Annotated in this window: 27 protein-coding genes; 1 reads left to right on the forward strand and 26 read right to left on the reverse strand. The window is 58.5% G+C overall.

Annotation, left to right across the window (positions count from 1 at the left end):
• Positions 1–281 precede the first annotated feature (281 nt).
• Positions 282–725 carry a hypothetical protein gene (locus tag RA24_RS03575; RefSeq protein WP_241480893.1) on the forward strand — a complete coding sequence of 148 codons (444 nt, stop codon included), beginning with the start codon at positions 282–284 and terminating at the stop codon, positions 723–725.
• Between the two features lie 93 nt (positions 726–818).
• On the opposite strand, the gene tig is transcribed toward RA24_RS03575, so the two are convergent.
• The 26 genes from tig to RA24_RS03705 all read right to left on the reverse strand — a co-directional run bounded on the left by tig (position 819) and on the right by RA24_RS03705 (position 25,477).
• Positions 819–2,150, reverse strand: coding sequence for a trigger factor (gene tig, locus RA24_RS03580; RefSeq protein WP_039189883.1), 1,332 nt, complete (start codon positions 2,148–2,150; stop codon positions 819–821).
• Between the two features lie 196 nt (positions 2,151–2,346).
• On the reverse strand, positions 2,347–3,465 hold the full coding sequence (locus tag RA24_RS03585) for a hypothetical protein (protein ID WP_039189884.1): 1,119 nt from the start codon (positions 3,463–3,465) through the stop codon (positions 2,347–2,349).
• A 353-nt stretch (positions 3,466–3,818) separates the two neighbouring features.
• Positions 3,819–4,937, reverse strand: coding sequence for a porin (locus RA24_RS03590; protein WP_241480894.1), 1,119 nt, complete (start codon positions 4,935–4,937; stop codon positions 3,819–3,821).
• Between the two features lie 753 nt (positions 4,938–5,690).
• The gene (locus RA24_RS03595; RefSeq protein WP_039189886.1) at positions 5,691–6,503 is read right to left on the reverse strand and encodes a hypothetical protein; all 813 of its coding nucleotides are present in this window, start codon (positions 6,501–6,503) and stop codon (positions 5,691–5,693) included.
• Between the two features lie 545 nt (positions 6,504–7,048).
• A complete protein-coding gene (locus RA24_RS22950; protein WP_446720207.1) occupies positions 7,049–7,450 on the reverse strand; it encodes a 4-fold beta flower protein in 402 nt (133 codons plus the stop codon).
• Between the two features lie 23 nt (positions 7,451–7,473).
• Complete coding sequence (locus RA24_RS03605) at positions 7,474–8,115, reverse strand: hypothetical protein (protein ID WP_039189892.1); 642 nt, start codon at positions 8,113–8,115, stop codon at positions 7,474–7,476.
• 35 nt (positions 8,116–8,150) lie between these two features.
• A complete protein-coding gene (locus RA24_RS03610) occupies positions 8,151–8,600 on the reverse strand; it encodes a hypothetical protein (RefSeq protein ID WP_206540659.1) in 450 nt (149 codons plus the stop codon).
• Positions 8,601–9,994: 1,394 nt separating this feature from the next.
• Positions 9,995–10,537 carry a hypothetical protein gene (locus tag RA24_RS03615; RefSeq protein ID WP_152612806.1) on the reverse strand — a complete coding sequence of 181 codons (543 nt, stop codon included), beginning with the start codon at positions 10,535–10,537 and terminating at the stop codon, positions 9,995–9,997.
• A 30-nt stretch (positions 10,538–10,567) separates the two neighbouring features.
• The gene (locus tag RA24_RS03620) at positions 10,568–11,215 is read right to left on the reverse strand and encodes a recombinase family protein (protein WP_039189900.1); all 648 of its coding nucleotides are present in this window, start codon (positions 11,213–11,215) and stop codon (positions 10,568–10,570) included.
• Between the two features lie 177 nt (positions 11,216–11,392).
• Positions 11,393–12,421, reverse strand: a complete 1,029-nt coding sequence (locus tag RA24_RS03625; protein WP_039189902.1) for a hypothetical protein — start codon at positions 12,419–12,421, stop codon at positions 11,393–11,395.
• A gap of 187 nt (positions 12,422–12,608) precedes the next feature.
• On the reverse strand, positions 12,609–13,178 hold the full coding sequence (locus RA24_RS03630) for a hypothetical protein (RefSeq protein ID WP_241480895.1): 570 nt from the start codon (positions 13,176–13,178) through the stop codon (positions 12,609–12,611).
• Positions 13,179–13,309: 131 nt separating this feature from the next.
• Positions 13,310–13,573, reverse strand: coding sequence for a spike base protein, RCAP_Rcc01079 family (locus RA24_RS03635; protein WP_019295515.1), 264 nt, complete (start codon positions 13,571–13,573; stop codon positions 13,310–13,312).
• 73 nt (positions 13,574–13,646) lie between these two features.
• Positions 13,647–13,994: a hypothetical protein gene (locus RA24_RS03640; protein WP_039189907.1), complete on the reverse strand. Its 348-nt coding sequence runs from the start codon at positions 13,992–13,994 to the stop codon at positions 13,647–13,649.
• A 37-nt stretch (positions 13,995–14,031) separates the two neighbouring features.
• Positions 14,032–14,805, reverse strand: a complete 774-nt coding sequence (locus tag RA24_RS03645; protein ID WP_052269523.1) for a glycoside hydrolase family 19 protein — start codon at positions 14,803–14,805, stop codon at positions 14,032–14,034.
• A gap of 158 nt (positions 14,806–14,963) precedes the next feature.
• Positions 14,964–15,329, reverse strand: a complete 366-nt coding sequence (locus RA24_RS03650) for a hypothetical protein (RefSeq protein ID WP_039189910.1) — start codon at positions 15,327–15,329, stop codon at positions 14,964–14,966.
• A gap of 28 nt (positions 15,330–15,357) precedes the next feature.
• Positions 15,358–16,569, reverse strand: a complete 1,212-nt coding sequence (locus RA24_RS03655) for a hypothetical protein (protein WP_039189914.1) — start codon at positions 16,567–16,569, stop codon at positions 15,358–15,360.
• Positions 16,570–16,579: 10 nt separating this feature from the next.
• Positions 16,580–17,485 (reverse strand): hypothetical protein, encoded by a 906-nt coding sequence (locus tag RA24_RS03660; RefSeq protein WP_039146275.1) that lies wholly within the window; start codon positions 17,483–17,485, stop codon positions 16,580–16,582.
• A complete protein-coding gene (locus tag RA24_RS21680) occupies positions 17,485–22,170 on the reverse strand; it encodes a hypothetical protein (RefSeq protein WP_052269524.1) in 4,686 nt (1,561 codons plus the stop codon). Before RA24_RS21680 ends, RA24_RS03660 begins: the two co-directional genes overlap by 1 nt.
• A gap of 8 nt (positions 22,171–22,178) precedes the next feature.
• Positions 22,179–22,370, reverse strand: a complete 192-nt coding sequence (locus RA24_RS03670) for a hypothetical protein (protein ID WP_152612807.1) — start codon at positions 22,368–22,370, stop codon at positions 22,179–22,181.
• A gap of 116 nt (positions 22,371–22,486) precedes the next feature.
• Complete coding sequence (locus tag RA24_RS03675; RefSeq protein ID WP_039189920.1) at positions 22,487–22,864, reverse strand: hypothetical protein; 378 nt, start codon at positions 22,862–22,864, stop codon at positions 22,487–22,489.
• Positions 22,864–23,319, reverse strand: a complete 456-nt coding sequence (locus RA24_RS03680; RefSeq protein WP_039189923.1) for a hypothetical protein — start codon at positions 23,317–23,319, stop codon at positions 22,864–22,866. Before RA24_RS03680 ends, RA24_RS03675 begins: the two co-directional genes overlap by 1 nt.
• 48 nt (positions 23,320–23,367) lie before the next feature.
• Positions 23,368–23,724 (reverse strand): DUF3168 domain-containing protein, encoded by a 357-nt coding sequence (locus tag RA24_RS03685; RefSeq protein ID WP_039189926.1) that lies wholly within the window; start codon positions 23,722–23,724, stop codon positions 23,368–23,370.
• Positions 23,724–24,188 (reverse strand): hypothetical protein, encoded by a 465-nt coding sequence (locus RA24_RS03690; protein WP_039189929.1) that lies wholly within the window; start codon positions 24,186–24,188, stop codon positions 23,724–23,726. Before RA24_RS03690 ends, RA24_RS03685 begins: the two co-directional genes overlap by 1 nt.
• Before the next feature lies 1 nt (position 24,189).
• Entirely contained in the window at positions 24,190–24,525 is a 336-nt protein-coding gene (locus RA24_RS21685) for a phage head closure protein (protein WP_052269525.1), read from the reverse strand.
• 1 nt (position 24,526) lies between these two features.
• Positions 24,527–25,102, reverse strand: a complete 576-nt coding sequence (locus RA24_RS03700; RefSeq protein WP_052269526.1) for a hypothetical protein — start codon at positions 25,100–25,102, stop codon at positions 24,527–24,529.
• 12 nt (positions 25,103–25,114) lie between these two features.
• Complete coding sequence (locus RA24_RS03705) at positions 25,115–25,477, reverse strand: hypothetical protein (protein WP_019295500.1); 363 nt, start codon at positions 25,475–25,477, stop codon at positions 25,115–25,117.
• Positions 25,478–25,505: the final 28 nt, after the last annotated feature.

The following is a 25,505-nucleotide window of genomic DNA, read 5'->3' on the forward strand; positions in this document are numbered from 1 at the left end:
CCTGCGGACAGCGCCGCGGCCCGTTGGGGCCAGGCAGCGCCCCTGCGGAGCGCTGCTGACGGGCAGGCTTCAGCCGTCAGAAGGCGCCGGACGCAGGCCGGTTTCCACCAGCATGCCGCGGCGCTGTCCGCAGGACGGCGCCAAGGACGGGCGGGAGCATTTGTTTTCCTGACCAGCACCGCCTGACCGCAAGGCCAAACGCTTCGGCCCGCAGCGAAGCGTCCTTTCCCGCAGTGCCGCCTGCCTGGGGTATCCAGTCCCAATCATCACTGGAGTCCCTTATGAAAACGCCTGAATTGAAGACTGGCAGGTTTATTCCCGAAGACGGTTTGCGGGTCACCGTCCAGGTTCCCGAAACCCACGTGCAGAGGATCGTTGATGCGGTTCTTGCCGTCTCCACCCTGAAATACGGCGACTATGACCGCGTGACCTTTCAGACATCGGCGGGCACACAGAGCTTCCGCTCGCTGGGGAGCGGGCGGAACGCGGCGACGGAGGCTGCCGTTGAGGTGCCTTGCGTGGAACTGTCCTTCTTTCTGGGCCGGGAGGACGCCGGGGCGGCGCAGGTTCTGGAAAGCGTCTATGCGTCCCACCCTTACGAGGAGCCGGTGATCTATGTGGCCCCCAGCCTTCGGACCCTCCATATCCGCGGCATGGATGAAGACAATCCCAACAGGTTCTGGAACAGCGCCCCCGAGGACTGGGTGCCGGACGCGCACCGATAGAAACCGGATCACCGGACGCCCGGCGCCGTCTTATCCTATCCAACGAAAAAGGCCGCCCGATGGGCGGCCTTTCCGTAAGTCGTGGAGAGAGGATTATTCCTCTTCCAGCTCCTCAACAGCCTTTTGCAGGTCGTCCTTGGAGATCTCTTTCTCGGTGACTTTGGCCTGGCCGACGATGTGGTCGACAACCTTGTCCTCGAAGATCGGCGCGCGCAGCTGCTGCTGCATCTGGGCGTTCTGCTGGATGAACTCGAAGAACTGGCGTTCCTGGCCCGGGTACTGGCGGGCTTGCGCCATGATTGCCTGGGTCATCTCGGCGTCGGTCACTTCGACCTCGGCTTTCTGGCCCAGCTCGGCCAGCAGCAGGCCCAGACGGACGCGGCGCTCGGCCAGTTTGGTGTGCTCTTCGGTGGTTTCGATTTCACCGTGGTCGTGGCCTTGCACTTCCGGGTTGTCCTCGTGCCACAGCTGGTGCGCGATCTGCTTGGCTTCGGCGTCGACCAGCGACGGCGGCAGGTCGAAGGAGACCAGGGTGTCCAGCTTGTCCAGCAGGCCGCGCTTCAGCACCGCGCGGGCGGCACCGGCGTATTCGGCTTCCAGGCGCTCGGTGATCTGGGCTTTCAGCGCGTCCAGGTCGTCGGCGCCGAATTTCTTGGCCAGCTCGTCGTCGATCTCAGCCGCCTTCGGGGCTTTGACTTCCTTGACGGTGCAGGAGAACACGGCCTCTTTGCCGGCCAGGTGCTCTGCGCCGTATTCCTCGGGGAAGGACACGGTCACGTCTTTTTCTTCACCGGCTTTGGTGCCGACCAGCTGCTCTTCGAAGCCGGGGATGAAGGAGTTGGAGCCCAGGGTCAGCGGGTAGTCGTCGCCTGCGCCGCCTTCAAAGGCTTCGCCGTCGATGCGGCCTACGAAGTCGATCACGACCTGGTCGCCGTCTTCGGCTGCTGCGCCCTCTTCGCGGGCTTCGAATTCCTTGGCGGTTTCGGCCAGGTTGGCCAGCGCCTCGGTGACGGCTTCGTCTTCAGCCTTCACAACCAGCTTTTCCAGCTCGACGCCGGAGAAGTCGACTTCGGGGATTTCCGGCAGTGCCTCGTAGGACATCTCGACGTTGACGTCGTCGCCTTCTTTCCAGTCTTCGTTGGTCATCTTGACGTCGGGCTGCAGCGCCGGACGGTCGCCGCTGTCCTCGAAATGCTTGTTCATGGCGCCGTCGACGGCTTCCTGCATCGCTTCGCCCATCAGGCGCTGGCCGAACTGCTTTTTCAGCAGCGCCATCGGCACCTTGCCCTTACGGAAACCTTTCATTTCGATTTCCGGCTGGGCTTCGACCAGCTTTTCGTTGACCTTCTCGTCCAGCTCGGCGGCGGTGACGGTGATGGCGTAGCCGCGTTTCAGACCTTCGTTCAGCGTCTCGGTGACCTGCATCCTATTCCCCATAGAGATTCGGGGCCCCTGTGCGAGGTGCCCCCAGACAATTTGCGGTCTTCTATTTCCCCCGGCGCGGCGGCGCAAGGGGGATTGCCCCTTTCCTGCGCAATCGCGCGGATTTCCAGCCGCCCAAAACGAAAAACACGCCCCCAGAGGAGCGTGTTTGTGTTCCTGAAACCGAGAGCGTTGCGGTTCAGAACTTCCAGCGGGCACCAGCCAGGATGACGTTTGCGTCCTGGTAGGTGGTGGCGCTGTTGTCGGCATAGGAATAGTCGCGGTAGGCCAGGTAGGTTTCGACGTTATAGGCGTCGATTTTCTGGACCGCGGCGACACCCCAGGATTCAGCGCTGTCGCCGGTGCTGACCATGTCGGAGCCGTCATAATAGTCGACCGAGAAGGAGGTGGAGCCGGCCGCAATCAGATCTGCCGAATAACCCAGCTTGGCGTAAGCATAGGTGCCTGCGATGTCGCGCTCGCCTGCGGCGATGTTCAGCGACAGGCCGGTGGCCTTGTGCAGCACCGCAAAGGAGCCGGAGATGTCGCGGTAGTCCTGCTCGCCGGTTTCCTCGGTCCAGGAGGCGCCGATGCCGGTGTCGATGGCAAAGGCCGCAGCGTCGTCATTGGCCCAGCGGACTGCCACGTCATAGCTTTCGCGGTCGTTGGCGTCCTTCAGGATGTCGGTGCCCCAGGAGGTCGACAGGGTGAAACCCGCCAGTTCCGGCGAATCGTAGCGGACACGGCCCAGGCGGCTGCCGTCCAGGTCTGAGAACACATCGCCGATCTCGACGCTGCTGAGCGCGCCTGCGCCGGTGCGGAAGGCATAGCCGCCCGCGGAGTCGGCAACCGAGTTGGAGGCGCCAAGACCGGTGCCGGAGAAATCCGCGCCGGTAATGCCATCGGTTGCCATCGAACCCTGACCGGCCGAGAAGCGGCCATAGCGCGCGGTGTCGAACTGGAAGTCGACGTGGCGGATGTTGGTGCGGTCCCAGCTCAGGTTGTCGCCGGTCGAGGTTTGGCTGACCCCGTCCGAGGAGCGGAAACCGAAGGCAGTTTCAAAATTGAACCGCAGGGTGTTCTCGCCGTACGCCTGCTCCAGCCAGAAACCGATGCGGGAGTTGGAGGCGGCGTTGTCGGTCAGGCGGTTGAAGTCCTGTTCGCCATCATCAAACGACTGATAGGCGGGGTTGAACTGGCCGTACCAGCGGAAGCTGCCACCGGTGTCGTTGGTGTAAGTGGGGCCTGCAAATGCCGGGGCCGCAACTGCGGCTGCGAGGGTGGCTGCGCCGGCGCGGGCTGCAAACTTGGTTTTCATGTCCTGTCTCCTGTTCCGCCGCTTACGGCCGCTGTCCGGCACAAGCCAGCGCAGGAGCCGAGGGAGCCTCTGGGCGCGTGGCATGAATTCCGGGTCAGATGACCGCTGCGGCAATTGTGAAAATCTGCCCGTGGCAAAAAATCACCTGCACCGTAGCGCCGCCACGGGACCGGAGATGTGAAGACGATTACGTTTACAGCCCGCCTCATGCAAAGCAGCTATGCCGCCCGTGCAACCCTGAGGCGGGAATCAGCCGGGCGGGCGGATTCGGAAACCTGCCCGGTCCAGCCCTCAGCAAAGAAACGCTCCGGCTGACCGGAGCGTTTCATTATGGTCCAGATATCTGCCGCCCGTCAGAAACGCCAGCGGGCGCCCAGCACCCAGGTTGTCAGATCCTGGTAAGTCGCGGCGGCATCCTCATACTCATATTCCTGGTAGGTCAGGTAGATGTCGGTGTTGATGCTGTCGACCTTTTGCACCGCACCAATGCCCCAGCCCTTGGTGCTGGAACCGGTGACGTTGAAATCATCGCCGTCGTAATAATGCACCCCAAGCCCGGTCTTGCCCCAGGGCAGCCAGCGGTCGGTCTCATAGCCGATCTTGGCATAGTAGTAACTGGGATCGCTGGAGCCCGCCGCATCGTTGTCCCGGCTGCCGCCCGCCACAGTAAAGCTGATGCCGCTGTCCAGCAGCACCGAGGCCGAGCCGATCACATCCGAGCGCTCTGCCCCGGCGTCGTCACGCACCTGATAGGCCAGTGAGGCGGCAAAGTTGGTGGAGCCGAATTCCTGCCCGTAGCGCAGGCCGATGTCGTAATAGTCGGCATCGTCGCCGGACGACAGGATATTCTGCCCCCAGGCGATACCGGCGGTGAACCCGTTCAAATCCGGGGTGTCATAGCGGATCCGGCCGCGGCGGGAGCCATCCAGATTGTCAAAGGCAGAGGCCACGGCAGGCCCGCTCAGCGCGCCTGCGGTGTCGCGGAACAGGAAACCTGCATTTGCATCAGCTGTATAGGAATAAAGCGCGGTGCCGACATAAGACAGGTCGGTTTCAGCCGCGCCATCGGCCACCATGCTGCCCTGCCCGGCGGAGAACCTGCCCCAGCTGCCTTCGAGCCAGAAGTCCACGTGGCGCAGGTCGGCGCGGGTCCAGCCGCTGTAGTTGGAGCCGAACTGGTTCACTTCGGTCGAGTTCGGAAAGCCCAGCCCGGTCTCAAACCGGAAGCCAAAGGTGTTGGCCCCGATCGGCTGCATCAGCCGCAACCCGACGCGGGAGCGGGACAGGTCGTAGTCAAGCACGTTGGTCTCAGTCTGCTGGCCGTCATCAACCGAGATGATGGCCGGATTGAACTGTCCGTAGATTTCAACATAGCCGCCGGAATTGTTGTCATACCGCAGCTCGGCGTAGGCCGGAAACGCGATGGCGCAGACCCCTGCAGCTGCCGTGGAAATTTTCAGAAGACGTGTCATGGCCATCCCCCTTTTTAACAATGTACTGATAAACACTTGGGCCAGCCAAAGGCCGCTGGCCGGCCAGATAGAAGTATAGCACATCGCGGCTGGTTCCAGTGAAATTATTGACCGGAAAGGTTAAACCGGCCAGCAACCGCCACGGCCAGCATCCTGTCTGCCTCTGATGAGATTGAAAGCTGGTGCGGGTGAAGGGACTTGAACCCCCACGCCTTGCGGCGCCAGAACCTAAAACTAACGAACAATCAATGATTTCAGCGCACCTAGCCCGAAAGTTTTACAGGACATTGCCAGAACGAAACGCGAAAGCGTAAAACGGAACAAACCAAGCACAAATCCTACCCTCCCGAATGCGCGCCAAAGACTACCCCCTTCCAACGGTTGAAATCTGCTGCAACTATTGCAGCCGATATGGGCGCTATAGGAAACAGCGGTTTGTGGAGATCGTCGGCGCCGATACTGAGCTGCCCCAGGCGCTTGGGGTTATAGCGGCGGACTGTCCAGAGGATCGCGTTTCACCGGGCAACATGCGCGGGAACTGTCGGCCGTTCTACGCTCAAGACTGGTGGAACACCGGTAGGCGGGCGAGATAGCCTGCCCGGCCACCTTTACTGGAAGTTTGCACCTTCAGCTCTACACTGCAGAGATCCCAGAAATCTGGGGTGGGTCAGAGCGGCCCGCTGTATCGCCGACAACGGTGCATATGCCCGGCGGGCCGCTCGCTCCTTTGCTGGACTACAGATTTGCTTGCCGCTAACGTTCCCAATTGTCGGCAATCATGCCGAGCACGTTTGAGGCCTCTAAGGTTTCAATAAAGCTGTTGTACTCTTCGAAGCTGGATAACAAGGTCCCCGCACCAAACTCTGGCCCCTTGTCACCTATGAACCTTAAGTCGGAGACAACAACTCTCTTTACATCCTCCAAGGCCGTTGGTTCTTTGCCATTTCTAGCAAACCGGAACAAACTGCCGCTAAGGTGTTTAAGATCCAGCCAGTTCTCAATTTCACGGTACTGTTCCGCGCGCCACATCTTCTTTTGCCTGTCCATCCAGTCAGCAGAGGACACGGAAAACAAATCCACTCGCTTCCAATCTTCGCAACCCCACCGCGACGTCAGAACTTGATAAATTCGGACAATCTGCTGCAGCCGCTGTTTCGGTTCACCTTCAGCAAATTGAACGCATTCCTTAATTGTCTCGATAGCGTTAGCGGAAATTTCCCACTCATAGCCTTCCAAAATGGGTTCACGCTTCCCAGTCGCAGACGCAAATACTCGGTGATCACAAACACCATGGAACTCCTTGAGAACCAGAGGCAAAACGGTCACAGCAGCGTCCAACCTGTCGAGCCTCTCCCGCTCTCTAAATACGGCTGCTTGGTGAATCTGATAAGACACACCTAAAACGGCTATCGTCGCTCCAACGACGGGCAAAATAACGGACAAATAGGCAAAAATAACATCATCGACTTCAGGCTTAGTAAGATCCAACGCCAAGTTCAGGATAGCAATAGAGATCGCTCCAACTGATAGACCTAACGCCAGGCCACCCAAGTATGTTCTATGCATATTCTCTCAATCACTTTGTTCTACAATTCCTCATGTAAAGCGACTTCTGTTGCCGCTTCGCTCCTTACTTGGATACCTCTTCATCCCAATCCCGCTCATCATGCAGGTGGGCACAGTCCATGCACAGCATCCGAACAGGGAACCCGCGCTCAATTACGGCAACACCCGACAAGAAGCGCTTTTCACAGTTCTGGCAGACCCGCTTATCTTGATCAATGAACGGCAGAACTGGGTCCTGGCTTCGTTTGTAATATGGCATTGCCTAACCTTGCTCCTTAGCTGGACAGTTTATCCAGCACAGCGGCGACAGTTTGAAATGTCACCGCCAATGCCGTAACCGCGGATGCCAACCGCGAGACTTTCGCAACCTTTTCGGTCGCCACAACCCAAGGATGGTCATCACGAAAAACGCCACCATAGGGAACCGACAGCCGAGGTACTCGCTTAAATGCAGCCCAGGCCCACAGGACAGCCGACAAGGCTCCGAACCCGATAGCCGCCCACTCAAAATACGCCTGCATTTGCCTTACTCCCTTGATGGACTGTCAGCAGAGCTTCTCGCTCGACCAACCACCTGCTGGGGTAGCAGGCCTACCCGGTCTGCCGGGAGTTCCAGGACGCCCGGGTCTGCCAGGTCGACCAGGTCGGCCTGGCGTTCCAGGTCGGCCAGGACGTCCAGCACCCAAAACAGGACTGTTGGGGTTCCAAGCCATGACGCGTCCAGTTTGGTCGAGGATATTTGAACCCTGGACAGGGCCTATCCACTCTTGGGTTTCGGATCGCCATGCGTGGCCGTTAGCAAGGAAAGCAACCCAGTTCATATTCAGGTCGAAAATGCTTCTGCCAGGATCAAGCCAAGCGACCAAATCGGCATTTTTGTCAAAAAGCGGTATCATTAGCTCTCTCCTTTGTTGGACTATGGACCATGGTGGAGCATCGCCCCCCATCAGGTCCCGCGCGTATCGTCCGGTTAGCACTCAAACTGCCTTGAGTAGGCTTGCAAGGCTGTCTTAAATCTCTCGAGTTTTGGCTTACTTTCCGAGTACATCCGAAAATCAATCGTTGCCAATGACGATCTCCCAAACTTGGTAAAATTGGCCCACAAGTTCAGTTTTGCAAAATTGGGGAACTGATCATGCAGGAACTGTTCGACTGCTTCAGTGCGAAAGTCGTGCTGAGCCGGAAAGTAGTCGGGCCAATTGACGCCTGGAAATTTCACATTCACCCACTGTCGAAAAACTTCAGCGTCGTGATGAAGGTCACTGAGCGCTTCATTCGGGGGAGCAATAAAATAGTAGTACGTCTTCCCGCCAGCCTCAGTCGAACGAACATCGATCTCGCCATCAAAATTTAGAGTTCCGAGCTTAATCACCCTGTCATAGCGGTGAAGCCCTCCGTTCCTTTGAGAAGGCTGAACCAGCCTGGAGAACGAAACCTTGCACCCTTCAAGATGCACTTCCACGTATCCCATTTCAGACAATGAGGACTTCAAGTTTTGCTGAGCAACATCAGAATCTTGCGCAAGCCCGAAAACTTCTCCGCCCAAAAAACTGTAAAGCAGTAAAGTCAAACACCAGAGACTAAACCCGCCAGTTCTCTTTTGCAGGATCATAGGATCACCGCTCCTTTTCTGGATCGGGTTATTTTCTAATCCCGAAACCCGTGAATAGTGAAAATCTCCGCGCAAAGCGGTTGAGTTAGCGCAATGAACTCGTCTTCTTGAAGTTTGTCATAGCACGCCGCTCGCAACCGCTTCTCATACTTTGCACGCCGTAGAGCGCGTTGCACCTCAGCCTCCTCCCTTAGTTCATCTAAAGCGGCTCGTCGCGCGGCATTTTCGTTTAGTACTCTCTGCTCTTCAGATTCCGAAATGAACACCCCGCGGTCAGGATCGAAAAAGAATCGCTCCCCGAAGTGCTGCTTTAAACATTTCATTCCCTGGAACCGGACCTCGGGAATTAGCGTCATCCCCTCCTGGGCAGCCAAAGCTTCAGCATAGGAGCCCTTAGCAGTGTTGTTCTGCTCAAAAGCCCGCACACAAAGCTCAACCAGCTCAGCTGGTGCCAACTCTTCCACTGCGGTTTCTTCTGCATGCAAGCTCGCAGACAGCATCAAGCTGAAAACGATAAAATACCTGACTAACAATGAGCTCCACTCCTTAGTTGGACACAAGTTTGCATTTCAAAAAAAGCCCCGAATAACCAAACATAGCGCTGCGACCAAACATGCAACAAAGGCATGCAGCGAGAAAAAAAACCAAAGTGCGGAGCCCACGTCATGATCGATCAGAATGGCCTGGGCGAAAAATCCGACCGACAAGGCCGCCAAAACCATGCAATAGACAGCTCCGTGACTAGGCCGAAAAAAAAGAGCTCCCAGCCCGATCAATGCTGCAAATAGATATGATGTCATAGCCCCCTACCCGGCGGCCTCCTTTTCTGGACCTATCACGAAGCGATAACGCTTCCTTAACCAAACTACCGCATAAGGGTAGCAAGGGACATTCCGCTCCCCTTTTTGTACTAGGCCAAAACCCAGGCGGGCGCCTACACCCAAGGGCGCCCGTCACTCTTTTACCCCAGTGCCCGATGGGGTGGCGCCTGCAGTCAGATGTTGACCTGGTAACGAGTGCCGCGGGCTGCCTTTCTCCTTTGTTGGACCTACTCGCAGGTACCAAAATTAGTCATGGCTGTCGGTTCCGGCCTATGAAAATGATATGTTAACCGAGCAGCAGAATTGGCAAAAACCGTCAGGAAAGCAGTTGATCCGTTCACTTCCTCGCTAAGGAATGTGATAGCCTCGTCACCCCCATTTTGAATGATTGTAACGGGGAAGGTTTGCCCTGGAGACGATATTGTTCCGTCATCCTCAGTGTAGGACACTTGGACAACAAGATCACGCGTACTGCATGCATTGGTTTCCAAGCATACTGTTGAGAATGTGCACTGAAACTGCTTCTCAGCTTGCGCGTCTGAGGGAAGCACAAAAACAAGAGAGGCAGCCCAAACACATGACCTCATACCCCTACTGGCCTGATTAATAGTCAAATGAAGCCTCCTTTTCTGGACCTATCACGAAGCGATAACGCTTCCTTAACCAAACTACCGCATAAGGGTAGCAAGGGACATTCCGCTCCCCTTTTTGTACTAGGCCAAAACCCAGGCGGGCGCCTACACCCAAGGGCGCCCGTCACTCTTTTACCCCAGTGCCCGATGGGGTGGCGCCTGCAGTCAGATGTTGACCTGGTAACGAGTGCCGCGCACTGGCCTTGCTCCTTTGATGCAAATTTCACGATGCGTATACACAATTTTAACTCAGATACCGCATAGATAGAACTGAGAGCGCGAACTACACTCTCAAGCTCATTCTGCACAAGAAGATGGGCGCCTCGGATGAGAGGCGCCCATTTTCGTGTCTCGTACCTGTTGCCGCACAGAGCGCCCTACCCCCGTCAACAAACCTGCCCGCGCTCCTTTGTTGGACTTCAGACCCTACAGCTCATTTGGAAGGTTGAGGTAGTCTTCAAAGACCGCATAGAACTGATCTTCACTACCCATCTTGAAGCGCCGGGTTAATAACGCTGTGTTTTCATTGACGTACTGAGCCCTGTCCGCGGCCTCTTCCTCTGTAAGTTCGACCTGCAGCTCTACTTTATTGTTTATGTGGCCGCACTTCCCATCCAGGTAGTTGAGATCAACTTCGATCTTGTAGAGCTGATCAATGAACTGCCGCACTTCCTCGCCGAACACATAATCAGCAGCAATCGTTGACCTGTACATTGCGCGAGCATTTTCCATTTCGACCTTCGACTTGAAGACATGCTCATCAAAATAAGTTTTCAGAGCATAGAAAACGTCAAGCCGCTTCTCGTACAGAGAAAGCCGGTAATTCGCCCGTGCTACGGTCCTCGACAGCCGAAACTGCCGCCACTGCCAAACGAACAGAAGGACGGTAAAGGCGGCAATAATTGCAGTAGACCAGACGTTCACACCCACCCCAGTAACATCGAAGCACACCGCTGGAACGACTTCCATCCAAATGCAATTCATACCTTCTCTTCGCTCCTATTCAGACTCATCATCCGGGGCGCTGCCGCCAGCGCGGCCGGCATCCCATTCCTTCTGCCAGGCATAGTATGCGGCCCGGCTGATCGGCGGCCCCTTCAGATCCTTGATCTTTTCAAACACGGTCATTCCGCGGTCGCCCATCTGCAGCATCATTGAGGCGACCTCGGCACGCTCCTCGGTCATTGAAATCGGGCGGCCGGGCATTTCGCCCCGCGCCTTGGCCCGCTCGATCCCGGCCTTGGTGCGCTCAATGATCAGGTTGCGCTCCAGCTCCGCCACCACGCCCATCATCTGCAGCATGGCTTTGCCCATAGGGGTTGTCACGTCCACCCGCTCAGTCAGGCTGAAAAAGGAAATGCCGCGGTCACTGAGCAGGTTCAGGACTTCAAGAATGCCCTCAAGCGTGCGCCCCAGGCGGTCGAGCTTCCAGACGACAAACTCCGTCCCGGGTACCTGCGCGAACCTCAGCGCCTGAAGAAAGGCTGGGCGGTCCAAGGTGCCGCCGCTGGCCCGGTCCACAAAGATCAGCTCTTCCGGCACGCCATAGTCTTTGAGCGCCTGGATCTGCATGTCCGGGTTTTGGTCTGCGGTCGAGACACGGGCGTACCCGATCTTGCGGGTCGGCTGTCTTTCGGATTCGGACATCGCTTTCTTACTCAAAATCCTGCCATTCGCGCCCAATCTGGACAGGATTACTGGACAAAGCAACCTGTACGCTATTTGGCAGTCCAGACTTCACCTTAGGCGCGGCGCAAGCGCATGTCACATGCAGATCTTAAACTTCTTCCGCGTGGCCCAGTTGCCGAAGAAGAAGCGACTGCATCAAACGCAATGAAGGGTAAGACATTGGACCACACGATCAAATGGGACCCAGCTGGCAATCATTCCGAGAATGGCCGCAACAATTGAAGCCACAGAGATCGCTGTAGGTATTCTTATCTCAAAAAGTAAAAATTCACTCTCCCTAAGGTCTTTAGTTTTAGCCAACTCAACTTGAAGTCCTTGAATGATTTTTGATAGGTCGCTCACCTCAAAGAGTGCAGGAAATTCTTTGCAATATTGAATATGCTCCTCAAAGCGGGCCAGAATCTTTTCGAACTCTTTCAAGTCTACAGAGAACCTCTTGAGATAATCTTCCGCCTGTGAAGCGGCCTCCGAAAACTCGTCCCTTCCCTTCGAGTGAAGAAACGCATCAATATAGTCAGCATAATCGGTAATAGATTGTGATAGGCTGTCACCTTCCCACTTTTCGTAGTCATGGACATACTTCCCATCAGCAAGCTCAACAGAGTCCCCGTACTTTACGTGTATCCTTTCTTGCACCTTCCTGTACTGCGCCTTCCAATCCACAAGAAACCTTTTGGTCGCCGCAGATTCATTTTTCGCCTGACTAATTGCTCCTTTAAATCCGTCAACTGCTTCCTTATGATAGGTAAACTTATCCGCCAGCTCCCGAACCTCTTGGCGAACCTCGTAGTCAATTTGCTTATTTGGGTACTCTATTTCGCCACTACGCTGTACAATTTCCGATATCTTCTTTGCGCTGGTTAAAAAGTTATCACCGCCCTGCAATTCTTCAAGTCCCCAAGCTTTTACAAGCTTCACCGCTGCGATGGGTTTCGCTACACGCAAACGCCATAAAAGGTAGCATTGTGCCAACATTGCGGAGCAGAGAATCCAAGACTTTGAAACACCGACCTGTCTTGAAATATCAAAAATCCCCAACACCTTTTCAGGAGGCGCGATAGAGAGGTCAAAGTATAGAACGACAACGATCAAAGCCGCATAGAATAGGATGGAACGCCTGATAGCGACGAAGCTTGAATCATCAAGTGCTGTAGTAAAAAACATCAAATGGACCTGGTTGCTGACTGCCCTACTCATACACCCAATGCGATCAGAGTGAAGCGTGGATGCGACTCAATCGGGAGAACGTCTCAGCAATCATCTTTTCCTAGCAGAGTGTCCAGAAACCGCCGCCCCTGAAACGACAAAAGCCCCGGCGCTAACCGGGGCTTTTTGCTTTGGCGCTTCCGGCCTAGATCCCCCAGCCGCTCCGCAGGTAGCTTACATTCCGCTCAACCGCAGCCGGGGCCAATTGTTCGGTATAGGCCAGAACCTCGCACATTGGCCCGCGCCAGGCCCGGTTCAAGCCGTTGTTCCGCCCGCCGATCGCGGCCAGGGGAAATGGCGTTGCCGAACTGAAATGAACCACCGACAAGGGCAGCGGCAAAAGCTCTGTGGTTGCCGCGCCGCCGTTTACATGAACGGTCATTCCGGCAGGTATAGACCCGGTGAAAACCCCGGAATTGTTTTCGTGGCCGATCACCCGGTTCGGACTGCCGGCATCCAGCCCGGCCAAGTCAGTGATCAGAGTATTGTAGCTATTGAATGCATCCCGCGCACCGTCGCCGTAGGCCAGGACAACGAACACCTCCCTGACCATCGCGTCAGCAGGCAGGCTCAATCCCCGCGAATTGCTTTGATCCGGCCAGACCAGCGCAGGACGCCCGCCAGCGAGCGGTTCAGAAGCCACATAGGTCGGACCACCATCCGCCAGCTTGGACAACCCCAGATAGCCCGCAACCAGGTTGTCGATTGCAGACACCTCATCACCAGCTTCAAGCTGGATGGTTCCGGTAGCCTTCGCGCTGTACCAGCCGATCAGACTTGAACGGTCGGGAAGACAATGCCGCTGCTGTTGAGTTGCTACCATCACCGAATGACCGGCGCCGAGCATCAGTACCAGCCCGCAACGGATGCCGTGGTGCCTGAGGCCTCGATGCCCACGGCGGAGAACCCAATGGTCTCCCCGGCAATGACCGCGTAGACGATCACGGCTCCGGCCTCATCACGGACAGCCAGATCCCCGGAGGTCAGGACGCGCAGAACGCGCGGCTTCACAGGCAGGTCAACGCCATCCTGTGGGACAATAGTGAAATGTCGGGAGCATGGGCTTTCCAGACCGCGCTGAAAATGGGCGAAATGATCAATTTGGGGCATATCCCATTCCTTATGGATACAGTTTTCAAAAAGGCCCCAGCGATCGCCAGGGCCACAAGTTCGTCAGGCAGACCTATTCGCGGGCCCGCCGCACAGCCTCTGCGATCTTGCCGCGCGCCAGCCGCTGCAGGACCGCCTCCGTGGGCTTCAGCGCCTTGATGGCATCAGGCACGGATTCCCGGGCATGCTGGATCGCTTCATTGATCAGAACGTCTGCAGCAGCTTCCCTGCCATCTTCCAGAGCCGCACGAATGCCGCTCATCAGAGCGGTGTGAAGATCACGCTGCAGCGCCTGGCCGACCTGGACCCCGAAATGCTTGCGCACCATCAACGCAGCGGCGGCAATCGCTGAGGTCAGGATCAGGGCAAGCGCCTCGATCAGCAGCGGCGTCAGGTCAGGGAGAAGGTTTGTAAGGTCCATTGTTAAGTCCTTTCAGTTGGGGAAAACCGGCCCGCGATCAGCCGCGGGATAGGGTGAGAAATTTCAGCAGCCAGGCAGGCAGCCACGGCAGCGGTGCAGGCTTGGGCGGGGAGATGGGCGGCAGGGCGCGCAACTCCTGGTGCAACGCGGCGCGAGTTTTCGGGCCGATCTGGCCATCTGCGGTCAGGCCTACAGAACGCTGAAACCCGATCACATCTGTTGCCGCGAACCCCAGCAGCACAAGCTGGGCCTTGTCCGTCCATTGCTGCCGCTGAAAGAAGTGGTTGTAACCGCCGTTGATCCGCCTGGTGATCACGCGCACATCCCCAGCATCGGCCGGCACATTCAGACCGTTCACGCTCCAGTACCAGAGCGGCCCAAGCCCCTCCCAGGGGTCAAGGTTCACAGCGTCCGGATCTGCCTCAAAATCAGGAGCGGAAGGATCAAGCCGCCGCGCCCAATCCCGGAACTTCCGGTAGTTCCAGCGCCCGGTGATCTGGAACGGCCCGCGACCCCGGAACTTGTAGCCGTCGCCGTCGGCTTCAGGCGTGTTGCCGAGATCCGTGCGGGTGTCATATCGCGATTGTGCAGGGGTTGGCCCCCACAGCTCGCGATCATACTTGAACGCCCCGCTTTCCAGCAGGGTTTGGCCCAGCAGGTATGACAGGCGGTGCGGCTGATTCAGCCCGCAGTCAAAGCCGAAAGTGTTCACCCCCAGCAGAAAGGATTTTGCGTTTCGCTCCTGCGCCCCACCGGCCTGCATCGGCCCGGTGATTTTCTGCAAGGTTTCAAGCGTCAGAATTCGGGTCATGTGCCCTCCAAAAGAAAAGCCCCGCACAAGCGGGGCCGGTTTCAGTGTTGTTTTTCAGTTTCAGGCCGGGCCAAGCACGGCCCAGCTAAGGGCCAGCCAGAGCAGCACGGAAAGCGCCACACGCACCCGGCGCCAGGTCTTTGAACGCAGGAAGCGGATCATGAACCCGCCCCCATCAAGCGCCGCACCAGGTGGATCAACGGGCCACGGAAGCGGCTGAAGGCGTCATGAGCCACATATGCCGCCAGAAAGGCGATAATCAGCGTCAGGGCCGGGTACTGGATCTCGAAGTGTTCCCGCAGCCAGTGAGCCACCATGGGGCCGCCCAGAACGCCGATCAGCAGGTTAAACACCGCGACAGCAACCGCAGGCTTCAGGCGCAGCCCATCGCCCTCCAGAAGCGCCAGCGTCACGCCAAGCAGGGCGACGACAACCACCTCCCAGTTTGATCCGTATTGCGCAAGCCAGCCCCCGGCCACGCCAAAGAACCCCGCCATGGCGGAGCCGAAGCTTTCAAATTTCATGAGGTATCCTGCTCGTTTTGCTGCGGCGTCAGGCGCCCAAGGTTCCGGCCATGATGAAGCACATCAATTCGGGATAGCGCAGCCCCAGGCGCTCGCCGTCCTCGACCTCTTCGGTGAACTCCCGCTCCTCTTCGACCAGCACCGGAACCCGCGCTGTCTTCTGGACGGGGCCACCCGGGCCAGGCACCATCACCGGCTGCCCGGCTTCATCAAAGACCGGCAGCACCTCATAGACAGGCACCGAGATTTCTTCGGAAACGGTCTTTTCAGTCGCCCGCCCGTCGATCACTTCAATGATCGTCCGGCTTTGCGTTGACTTCTCGACTTTCTGAACCTGCACCATTTTCGTGTCGGTCACAGTGCGGAACTTCTTGTCGCGGGTGAACATGCCGTAGCGGTCTGCATCCAGCCCCTCATCTGCGAACCTTTTCTTGACCCACTGCGCCATCTGGCCGCAATGGAGACGGGCAGCCTCCTCCCCCTTCTCTTCCACCGCGGAAATCCACTGAAAGATGCGGAAGTCGCCCGACATTGCCACAGCAACCCGCTTTTCAGCCTCACCTAAAAGACGGTAATTGACCTTTTCGAAGATGTCCGACGTGTTGATAGCTCCATCAACCGAGAAGATCTCTTTCAGGCGCTTGCTTGCGGAACCGCCTGTGTGGGTGTTGTCTGAACCCGGCTCGATTGCCGTGCTCGATACGCTTAGAGCAGCCTGGCCCGCAGCATGCAGCTCGATTGGCCCCACATCGTGAACAAGCCGCAGCTTATCCAGCAGCGCAATCACCCGGGCCTCCGGAAGGCCCCCCTTCATAAATTCAATCGCGGCCTCGCCACTGGCGTTCCCCGCATCAAGATAGAAGTTTACATCCGGGTCAGCACCTGCCGCGTCGGTGTTCTTCACGCGGATCGCCACCTCGCCCCCGGTGCCCAGCACATCGATCAGATGAGACGGGGATGCTGTACCGACGCCCAGTTTGTCGGCAAAGTAGGCCACCGCAGCGGCAGACAGCGCCGTAAACGCCCCCGCCGCCGGGGTCGTTTGCCCGATATCCGTATCATTCAGCTCGCCGCCAATGACAGTGCTGTTTTCGGTCAGCCAGGTCGCCCAGGCATCCACGAAGCTGAAGAAATCATTCACCGCCCACTGAAACAGCAGCACCATCTTTGCATCAAAGTCGGCCTCCGGCGATGAGCGCAGAGGAATATCCGGCTTGGCCGGTTGAGCAGGAAAATCCATGAGTTTTGCCCTATTTGAGAGTTTTCATAACCAGGGGAAAAACACTGTCCCCTGCGATATCGATCGGCTGGCTGTGGTCATCGACAAACCCCAGCCCCTCGATCCCGTAGCTTGGAGCATCACCGGACAGGTAGAAGGCCGTGGCTACCCCATCGACCTCTGCGATAATGTCCATCACGCGCGGCGCCTGCAGCGTCTGCACAATGAGATCCACCTCAACCCGGCGCGTGGATCCGCGCTTCACCAGGATCTCATCACCAAAATCGTCATACCCTTTCCGGCTGTGGCTGACGTGCTGGATATTGGGAAGGTTCATCACCTCCCCCAGGATGTGATTCCTGCCAAGAACGATATGCCCCACCTCAGCCACGGAACCCGGTGCTGAGATGGTGATATCAATCCGGTGGCCTATGTAGCCCGGGAAGCCGTTCAGCACCTTCTGACGCTGAAAGACCACCCCGCCAAAGAAATAGGTATACATGCTGACAACATGCCCGGTATCGGCCATCGCAAAGGTCTGATCATAGATCAGTGTTGCACCGTCAAAGACCTCTATCTGAACCGACCCCGCCGACAGGCCGAACAGCGAGATTGCATCGCAGTCCTGGCTGGGCACGATCGAATAGGTGATTTCCTCCGCGTAGCTGGCCCGGTTTGACCGGCGCTGATCAAACGCGCTCCAGCGGTTCGTGGCCTTCAGATCGAGCCACCAGGTGCCATCGTCCGAAACCGGATCATTGCCCTGGTTTCCGGCCTGCATGCTCTCATAGATCCGGTGCGAGGTGGTCGAGATCACCTTTGCGCCGAGGCCGAAGGATGTGCCGGCATCCCATACCGCATGATCATTCTCCGGAATGTTCGAGGCCGTCAGCTCCGCATCGGTGACAGTCATCGGCGCGATAATGTTGAAATCCATCAGACACGCACCTCCGGCCAACCATCCTCGTCCCAACCTTCCAGGTACTGCGCGACCTTGCGCACCATCATTTCCATCCGCTGCCCCTGCACGGCGACTTGCTTTGCAAGCCCCTCGACACTCCGGACCACCTGGCGGTTATCCAGCATGGCAACCGAATCCGAATGGCTCACAACCCGGCTGGGGCCGGTGTTTTCCAGTTCCCAGCCGCGTTCCCCGACAATCCGCCATCCGCCCAGATGGGCGCCGCCTTCTGCAAACTGCGGAATACCGCCCATCGAGCGGATTTGCTTGCGGAGGCTTTCGGCCTGCACCGCCGCCTTGCTGGCCTTCGAATTGGCCGAGCTGACGACATTGCCAAAAGAGGCCGTGCCGAATTCATCCTTGAGGGCTTTCTTGAATGCCGCGAGCTTGCTGGGAGTTCCGCCATAGTAGTCAAAGGAGGTAACAAGCTGGCCGTCCTTATTGACGGAAATCGAGCGCTTTTGCCCGTGCAGGCTGACCCCGTATTTTTCGCGCAGGGCATTGAACTTGTCGGCAATCTCCTGCGGCCTCTTAGCCGTCGCGGCTGCATCGCCCCCCTTCACCTGAAGGCCCGCAATCTTTGCGTTCCGGTTCCTGTCCCGGCGATCCGCATTGACGGCATCCCGGAGCTTGCCCAGCATACTGGTCAGCGAGTTCATTGGCGCCTTCACACCGCTCAACCCGCCGGTCAGCGCACCGAACAGCTTAGACATAGATCCAGTCGGGCTGACTTCCGCAATGCCGGGGTTTTTGCTGGCTTCCACGATGTCAGATCCCAGCGCCTTCAACCGGTCCTGATATTGGGCAACATCCTCACCGAATTTCTTAGAGCTGGCATTTGCGGTCTGCAGGTATTCGCCCAGTTCCGTGAGGACGCTGGTCTGCTCATCCAGAAGATCCGCAAGCCGTTCGTCCGCATCACCCGCAGCATCGGCCAGCGCAGTCATCTGGTGGATCTCCGCCTGCACCTGGGCCGCGATACGGTTGAACTCCAGCGCAGATCCGGCGCTGTCCCGCGCGCTCTGCAGGTATTCCCGCGCCAGCCCGGGCAGTTCAGCCGCGGCATCAGTATCGCCCCCACGGGCGCGCTCCATGGCACTCAGGTAGCGGCCCCGCAGCGCTGCGGCTGTCTGGGCCGAACTTGCACCGGACAGACCGGAATTCAGCAGCCCGTCCTGGAAGTCCCGCAACTTGGCAGCCGTCCGATGCCACAGCTCAGCGGATGCCCGGGCATCAGCCGCCATGCTGCGCGAAACCTCGATCTGATCCGCAACGGTCTTGCCGATCGCCTCAAGCTGCTTTGCCACGCCCTGGCTGATCCCCGCCCGCGGATCGAGCACCTGGCCAAGCCCGCCTGACAGCTTCAGAAGATCAGCATAGAGCTTCCGCCCGGACGCTGAGGTCCGGTCAATTCCCTCGACCAGGCTGCGGAATTCTTCCCGGCTCTGCGGCATTGCCAAGCCAAGTTTTTTGAACTCCGCGGACAGGCGGCGGATGGTGGTCTCCTGCCGTTCGGCGTCGGAATAAAACCCGGTCCAATAGGCGGAAACGGCGTTTGTCATAGCCTCAGAGCCGCCGAAATCATCCACCAGGCCAGACGCCATATCCGAGCCCTGGAGCGACTTCTTGAAGCCGGACAGGCCCAGCAGGTCAAAGGCATCATTGACCTGCAGCAGGCTTGTCGACAGCCGCGTCAGGGTCTCCGTGGCACTCTCACCAGCCTTTGACCACTTGGACGTGCCAAGGATCAATTCGGACATTTGATTTGAGGCTGTTTCGAAGCCCCGCGCCAAGTCTTTCTGGATCTGCTCCTGACTGCGCCCGCTGGTCAGGATCGAGACGAAATGCCCCTTGTAATCCTTCAGGGCATCCCGGCCACGCCCCAAGGCCTCCGACATTCCCAGCAGGGTTTCCGTCAGACCTTTTGCCTGACTGTTGAGGCCTGTTTTCAGGTCGTAATCAAGCGCCTTGCGGACATCCTTGTCGCTCCGGAACAGCCCGCCCTTGAAGTGATCCCGGGCGTAGCCGTCGAAACCATCCGCGCCAATCGTGCCCTCCAAAGCCGAATAGGCGAACTTCCGGCTGAAAGCCTTTTTCAGGAAGGCCGCGCCAGCAACGATCACGCCGATAGCTGGAAGGGCTGCGCCTATTGCGCCCGCGGTAAAGCCGGAAGCACCTGTAAGCAAACCGCCGACATTTGCGAAGCTGGCACCAAGCCCACCGCCGCTAAGGATGCCTCCAAAGCCGGAAGCCAGACCACCGAGGCCGCCCAGGATCCCGCCAGATCCAGCAAGCCCGGCCAGACCGGAGGCACCATTCAAGATGCCCAACAGGCCACCACCGCCGCCCCCAGCCGCCCCTACGGCAGCCTGACCGCCACCGCCAAGCACCAGCTTGTCGAGACCAAGCAACCCCGTAATTTGCCCGATTATCGGCAGCACAATTTTCGTATGCGCAAACTGATAGGCGATATCCCGCAGCATGCCTTCGATCGTGTCGGTGAGGCTGCCGCCCTCAAATGCGGTGCGGGTGATGTTCTCCGCCCAGCGTTCCTGCTGATCGGCAATCCGGCGGGTGGCCTGCTCCGCATCATCAAGGGCAATGAGCTGATCAGCCATACCGGAAACCTGAGCCTTGCTCCCCCCCTGCGCCTCTTTCCCCAGACGCTGCTGCACAGCACGTACCGCTTCCAGACGCTTGCGCTGCTCATCCGTCAGACCGATCAGAGATCGGCGCTGCTGGATCTCTTTTCGCAACTGGGCCAATGCACCTTTTGAAGCCGAACCACCAGCCGAACTGACCTTGTTCAAAGCAGTAAGTCCCTTCTGGAACTCGCTGTTCAAACGCTGCTGCATCTCGAATTGCTGAACCTGCTGATTGATACCCTCCAGGGCCGCCTCTCGATGCCCATCCTGCAATTTGTCCAGAGGCCCCAAAGTGGCCTCCAGCTCTGCCCGGTACTTCGCAACATTGGCCGAAAGCTCTGTTCCGCCACCGGAAAGAGCCGCAATACCGGCCTTCAGCCCCGCAATCTTAGCGTCCGCCCCCGACAGCGCCCCAGGCAGCCCTGAAAGATACGATTTCACTGCAGCAGCCTGCCCCGCCGCTTCCCCAAGCCCAAGAGCCAGATCACGGGCAGAAGCCGCACCGCGATCGGTGAGCGACACGTTCTCCGAGGTAATCCCGTTCAGCTCATTCCAGCGGCGCTTCAGCTCAGCGATATTCGCCTCAATCAGCTCAAGATTTGCCTGCTCTTCCCTGGTCAGATGGTTCTGGCTGCGCACTCCATCCAGCAGGCGCTGCTGCTCAGCGAGAAGCGCCACCAAACCCTGCTCTGCCTCTTCATAGGCGGAGCGCAGCTTCAATGGCATTTGCTCCAAGTCGTCGCCCGGCGTCCGCAGATTGGACAACTGTTCCTGGTACTGGCCGATGGCCTCAAGCACCCGGAAGTAGCCCAGAACCTCCAGCTCCTTTTCCTGGCGCTTGCGCACCAACTCTGTGGTTGTCGCCCGCAACGCTTCGGCCTCAGCCATTTCGGCTTCAACAGCGGCCAGAGTGACAGGCCCGCCTTCCCGCAGAGCATCAGCCAGGCGTTTGGTGGCCCTGAACTGATCCCCCATCGCAATGGTCACATTGTCCATCGCGATTTCATGCGCTTCAGCGAATGAAACTGAGTTCGACGTACTGCCAGCAAGGGCCGTACCTGCAACGGCGAGAGCAGTGAAACCTGCCACTGCTAGGCCAATCGGAGACGCCAACGCCGCAACCACCCCGACCAGAGGCGCCGCCAGCTTCAGCACAAGCCCCAGCCCAAGCGCCACCGGCCCCAGGGCTGCAGTCAAGGCAGCGCTGACGGCGACAAGCTCTTTGCTGCCATCGGAAAGGCCATTGAACCACTCAGCCAGCCCCGCCATCTTGTCGCTGATGCCTTCCAGCGCTGGCGCCAGGGCAACTGTCAACTGATTGGCGATGCCACGCCCGACCAGACCCATGCGCGAGATCGCGTCATTGGTTCGCTCGATCTGATCCGCATCGACCTCAGAAACCGCCACACCAAACCGGGTGACATCATCCGTTGCCAAGCGCAGGGCCGCACCATCAATCCGGGAAAACACCAGACCTGCTCGGCTGCCGAACAAGTCAGAAGCAACGGCGGCGCGCTCTGCTTCCGGCACATAGCGTGACAAGGCGTTCTGAACCCGCGTCAATCGCTCATCGAGCGGCAAGCGCAGCAGATCCTCTGCCGACAGGTTGAGCCGGTCCAGAGCCTTTGCCGCGGCGCCAGTGCCACCAGACGCCTGGCTTAGGCGCTTGGTGAATTGCAGGGTCGCCTGCTGCGCCTCCCCCATCGACACCCCGGACAGGTCTGCGGCCCGCTGCAGAACCTGCATCGAGCGCACAGACGTATCCAGAGATTGCGCCATCTTGGCCTGTGAATCGATGATTGACAGGCTGGATTTGACCATTGCCGCAGCCGCGCCGACAATGGGGAGCGTCAGACCAACGGACAGGCGGCGCCCTTGGCGCTGCGCCACATCGCCCATCCGGACCATGCTCCGCTCAACCTTGCCCATTGTTGCGATGCCGCGACGGGCACCGCTGTCAAACGCCGCTGTGTCGAGGGACAACAGCCCCCGCAGCGCGCCAATGATTGCGCTCATATATCCACCTACTTTTTCTTGAGACTTTGACCCAGGAGGTACTGATGCAGACGCGCAGCACCCGCCTTCCCAGTGATCACGCCGGGCTGCTTTTCAGCCTTTTCCTTGGTGAAATCCGGCATTTTCTGCGGAGCATGAAAGGCAAACTGAACCAGCACGCCCATCTCTTGGTTCAGAATCCGCCGGGCCTTGAATTCCACATCCTTGGCCTTGATCCTGGCCCGGGTGATCAAGTCGAACTCCCGCAACGAGGCATCCCAGAAATCGCCGTGATGCAAGCCCAGCTCACACCACGACGAAAACAGGGATTCCCAGTCTACGCGTCTGCGGGAGGTTCCGCCTTTCCCTGATCATCAGCATCCGCGTCAGCTTTTTCCTGCGCCGCCTCGATCGCCTTTTTGACCTCCGGGAACGCCACATTGATCGCTTCCGACAGGGGCGCCATCAGGTTGCGGTAGCCACCAGCCTGGTCGATCAGGTCCAGAGCCTCTTCCTGGTCCACGCCCTTACCATCGTCCAGAACAGCAGCCAGAACGGATGCAACCAGCGTCACACCGGTGCCAATCAGGATATCCTCCAAGATGCTGCTGAACGCCCGCCCATCATGTTCCGCCTCCAAGCGGATCAGGGCGCGGGTGCTGAATTTCAGCTTGTGGGTCTTTTTGCCCAACTTATACGGAACGGAGCTGATCATCAGATTGCGGCCCCTTCGGTGAAGGTGACACCACCCTGCGTCCGCATGTTGATCTTGAATTCAAGATCCGATTCAACGTCCTGTTCGCCGCCGCCGCCGACCTGGACCAGCGCGCCCCACTGGAAAACGTCGCCAGTCGACTGGGTTTCGGTGTTCACCGGGAAGGTGACACGGAACAGAACCGGCGAGGTATCCGGGCGAGCCTCCATCGCTTTGGCAGCTTTGTAGGCTTCGGTGGTATAGAAACAGGTGATCGCGTTTTCGGCCACATCGACCATGCCGCGGCCATAGCGGTGGCGGCGGTCCGTCACGCTCAGCGTGGTGCGCTTGCGCCACTCCGGCTGCTCTTCCGGAATAACCACATTCTTGGCTTCCAGAACCTCGCCCCAGGTGGTGCCGTCATCCACGGAGTATTCCAGCGTGACTTCATCGACACCGACAATCATACCGGTCATCAGACAATCCTTTCAGTTTTGAGGAAAAGCCGGAAACCCGGCCATGGATCAGGCGCGGTAGCGCACCCGAAAATCCAGCATTTGCAGCCGGATTTCATCGCCGCCGGTGCCGGTCTTGCCGTCCTGACGGGACACTTCCCTGCAGCGGATCACAGACCCCCCGCGGAAACTCGTAAGCGTCTCAGTTACCTGCCGTGCGGTCAGCAACATCGACTCGTAGTTTTCGGCATAGACGTTCACTTGAACGCGTGCCGTTTCATTTTTCACGCGGCCCTTGAGAGTGTAGCCGGTCGCGCTGCCGACGCGCTGCAGGGTTATCCGGGGAAACCCCTCAGCGTCTTCAAACCCGCCCCATACCACTGCATGCCCCAGAGGCTCCAAAGCGCCAATCAGATCGTATTCCATCAGCTTGCCGCCTTTCTGGCTGCGCGCTCCACCGCCTTTTCAATCTCCGCCCATATCTGTTGCCGCAGGATCTGCAGCATTACCTGCCTGTTGGCCTCCCAAGCTGGCCGCAGGAACGGGTCCGCCAAAACGGCGCCCACATACTTGCCGCTGGCATGGCGGCGCGGACCTGTTCCGAACTCGATCAGGTGCGCATGCGGCGCATGAGAGCCGTCACTTTCCACCGGCCCGACATAAAGCGACACTTTACTTCGCGTCTGATCCCCTCGCGCCCGGCTGCGCTGACGCGGGGAAAGTTTGCTTGTGATGGCAATTTCAAAGGCCGAGTTTTCAGCACTGCGCTGCACCGGCTTCAGGGCTTTCTTCATTGCCCGCCGCCCGATGCCCTTTGATGTTCCGCGCGCGAATTGCGCCAGAGCGCGCTCTATGTCGCCCGCCCCTTCAATCTTCAACTTCATGGACATGTTACGTCTCCGGCTGCCGGATCTTCCAGGCCGTGAACTCAAGCCAACGCCGCCGGCCGATTTCTTTGACGCCGGTTATCCGCCAATCTCTGCCCTCGAAACGCAGCCGGTTTTCTCCTGTTATCGCTGCGGTGCGCGCCGTGTAACCAACGGTAAACCGCGCGTCTGCCTTTTGCTCAACAGCACCCGCCTGCCAGCGCTCGCTGTCGTTGACCGGCTCGAAACCGGCCGGGACCGTAAACAGCTCTTGCCAATCATCGCGCCTTTTTTCACCCAGGCCATTCTTGCCCGCCACCGCTTCCAGGAAAATCACCTTCCGATCCAGACGCCTTGCCATTTCAAGCGACCTCGCATGGGCGACGGTAACGCGCTTGCCGGATCAGGCGATGAACACCGAAGGACATGCGCGGCGCATCTTCGGCCTCGATCGCAATTCCCGCCTCGAACCATTCCTTTGCCAGCAGAAAGATGGCCTGCCGCAACCTGTTGACTGTAGGCTGATCCGGACCGCCGACACGCGCTTGCACCCGCAGAATGTCACCTGAAGCGGCATGACCGGCCCAGGACGCCCCAAGCACTAGCTGAGGCTCATCATACCCCTGCTGGACCCAGGCGCCTGCCAGCGGCTGATCAGTCCAACCGCCTGCCCCGTCATCCAAGGCAAGGCCAGTCAACTCCACCACAGGAAGAACCGGGAACCACCAGCGGCACCAGCTCCCGCGGGTAACCACAAATTCAACTTCGCGGGGCGTCAGCGGGTAACCTGTAGCAGTGGAAATCGCAGCCTCTGCAGACTCCAGCGCAAGCTGCAAGGCGGCGTCGTTGTCCAGATCGCCTGCAGCCATATGAACGGACTTCTTGAAGTCCTCCAGGTCGACACCAGCAACGATTTCCGCCTGTTCGATTACCCGCATCGCACGCGCCCCTTACTTGCTCGCGCCCTGCTTCGGCGGCTCGCCGGAAGCCTTGGCACCCTTGCTGGCGGCCTCAGCCGCGCCTGCCGGTTCGCCACCAGCTTTGCCCGCCTCTTCCGCCGCCTGCTCTTTCTCGGCCAGGGCTTCTTCGCGGGCCTTCAGATCAGCTTCGCGCTGCGCCAGCTCGGCCAGCTTCGCGGACACATCAGCGCCCGCCTCGCCGTCCGCATTCGGCGCGGAATCAACCTCTTCCGGGTCAAAGGGTTTGCAGGTGCCCTTGGGCCACTTCGCGATGGTCGCCGGTTCAAAACCGGCAACGTCGCCTTTGACGTAGCGGCCATGGGTTTTCAGGAATTTCACGATTTGCTTTGACATGTCAGAACTTCCGTTTCTGAGAGAAGGT

Source organism: Leisingera sp. ANG-M6, assembly GCF_000813905.1.
Taxonomy (GTDB): Bacteria; Pseudomonadota; Alphaproteobacteria; order Rhodobacterales; family Rhodobacteraceae; genus Leisingera.

Coding starts and splice junctions, on each gene's coding strand:
- RA24_RS03690 (WP_039189929.1), bottom strand. CDS start 24,188: ATGTCCATGAAGTTGAAGATTGAAGGGGCGGGCGACATAGAGCGCGCT.
- RA24_RS03590 (WP_241480894.1), bottom strand. CDS start 4,937: ATGACACGTCTTCTGAAAATTTCCACGGCAGCTGCAGGGGTCTGCGCC.
- RA24_RS03645 (WP_052269523.1), bottom strand. CDS start 14,805: ATGACCCGAATTCTGACGCTTGAAACCTTGCAGAAAATCACCGGGCCG.
- RA24_RS03655 (WP_039189914.1), bottom strand. CDS start 16,569: ATGGATTTTCCTGCTCAACCGGCCAAGCCGGATATTCCTCTGCGCTCA.
- RA24_RS03700 (WP_052269526.1), bottom strand. CDS start 25,102: ATGCGGGTAATCGAACAGGCGGAAATCGTTGCTGGTGTCGACCTGGAG.
- RA24_RS03585 (WP_039189884.1), bottom strand. CDS start 3,465: ATGAAAACCAAGTTTGCAGCCCGCGCCGGCGCAGCCACCCTCGCAGCC.
- RA24_RS21685 (WP_052269525.1), bottom strand. CDS start 24,525: ATGGCAAGGCGTCTGGATCGGAAGGTGATTTTCCTGGAAGCGGTGGCG.
- tig (WP_039189883.1), bottom strand. CDS start 2,150: ATGCAGGTCACCGAGACGCTGAACGAAGGTCTGAAACGCGGCTACGCC.
- RA24_RS21680 (WP_052269524.1), bottom strand. CDS start 22,170: ATGAGCGCAATCATTGGCGCGCTGCGGGGGCTGTTGTCCCTCGACACA.
- RA24_RS03680 (WP_039189923.1), bottom strand. CDS start 23,319: ATGACCGGTATGATTGTCGGTGTCGATGAAGTCACGCTGGAATACTCC.
- RA24_RS03575 (WP_241480893.1), top strand. CDS start 282: ATGAAAACGCCTGAATTGAAGACTGGCAGGTTTATTCCCGAAGACGGT.
- RA24_RS03635 (WP_019295515.1), bottom strand. CDS start 13,573: ATGCCCCAAATTGATCATTTCGCCCATTTTCAGCGCGGTCTGGAAAGC.
- RA24_RS03615 (WP_152612806.1), bottom strand. CDS start 10,537: ATGGAAGTCGTTCCAGCGGTGTGCTTCGATGTTACTGGGGTGGGTGTG.
- RA24_RS03675 (WP_039189920.1), bottom strand. CDS start 22,864: ATGATCAGCTCCGTTCCGTATAAGTTGGGCAAAAAGACCCACAAGCTG.
- RA24_RS03660 (WP_039146275.1), bottom strand. CDS start 17,485: ATGGATTTCAACATTATCGCGCCGATGACTGTCACCGATGCGGAGCTG.
- RA24_RS22950 (WP_446720207.1), bottom strand. CDS start 7,450: ATGGGGGGCGATGCTCCACCATGGTCCATAGTCCAACAAAGGAGAGAG.
- RA24_RS03705 (WP_019295500.1), bottom strand. CDS start 25,477: ATGTCAAAGCAAATCGTGAAATTCCTGAAAACCCATGGCCGCTACGTC.
- RA24_RS03625 (WP_039189902.1), bottom strand. CDS start 12,421: ATGTTTTTTACTACAGCACTTGATGATTCAAGCTTCGTCGCTATCAGG.
- RA24_RS03595 (WP_039189886.1), bottom strand. CDS start 6,503: ATGCATAGAACATACTTGGGTGGCCTGGCGTTAGGTCTATCAGTTGGA.
- RA24_RS03650 (WP_039189910.1), bottom strand. CDS start 15,329: ATGAAATTTGAAAGCTTCGGCTCCGCCATGGCGGGGTTCTTTGGCGTG.
- RA24_RS03620 (WP_039189900.1), bottom strand. CDS start 11,215: ATGTCCGAATCCGAAAGACAGCCGACCCGCAAGATCGGGTACGCCCGT.
- RA24_RS03685 (WP_039189926.1), bottom strand. CDS start 23,724: ATGGAATACGATCTGATTGGCGCTTTGGAGCCTCTGGGGCATGCAGTG.
- RA24_RS03605 (WP_039189892.1), bottom strand. CDS start 8,115: ATGATCCTGCAAAAGAGAACTGGCGGGTTTAGTCTCTGGTGTTTGACT.
- RA24_RS03640 (WP_039189907.1), bottom strand. CDS start 13,994: ATGGACCTTACAAACCTTCTCCCTGACCTGACGCCGCTGCTGATCGAG.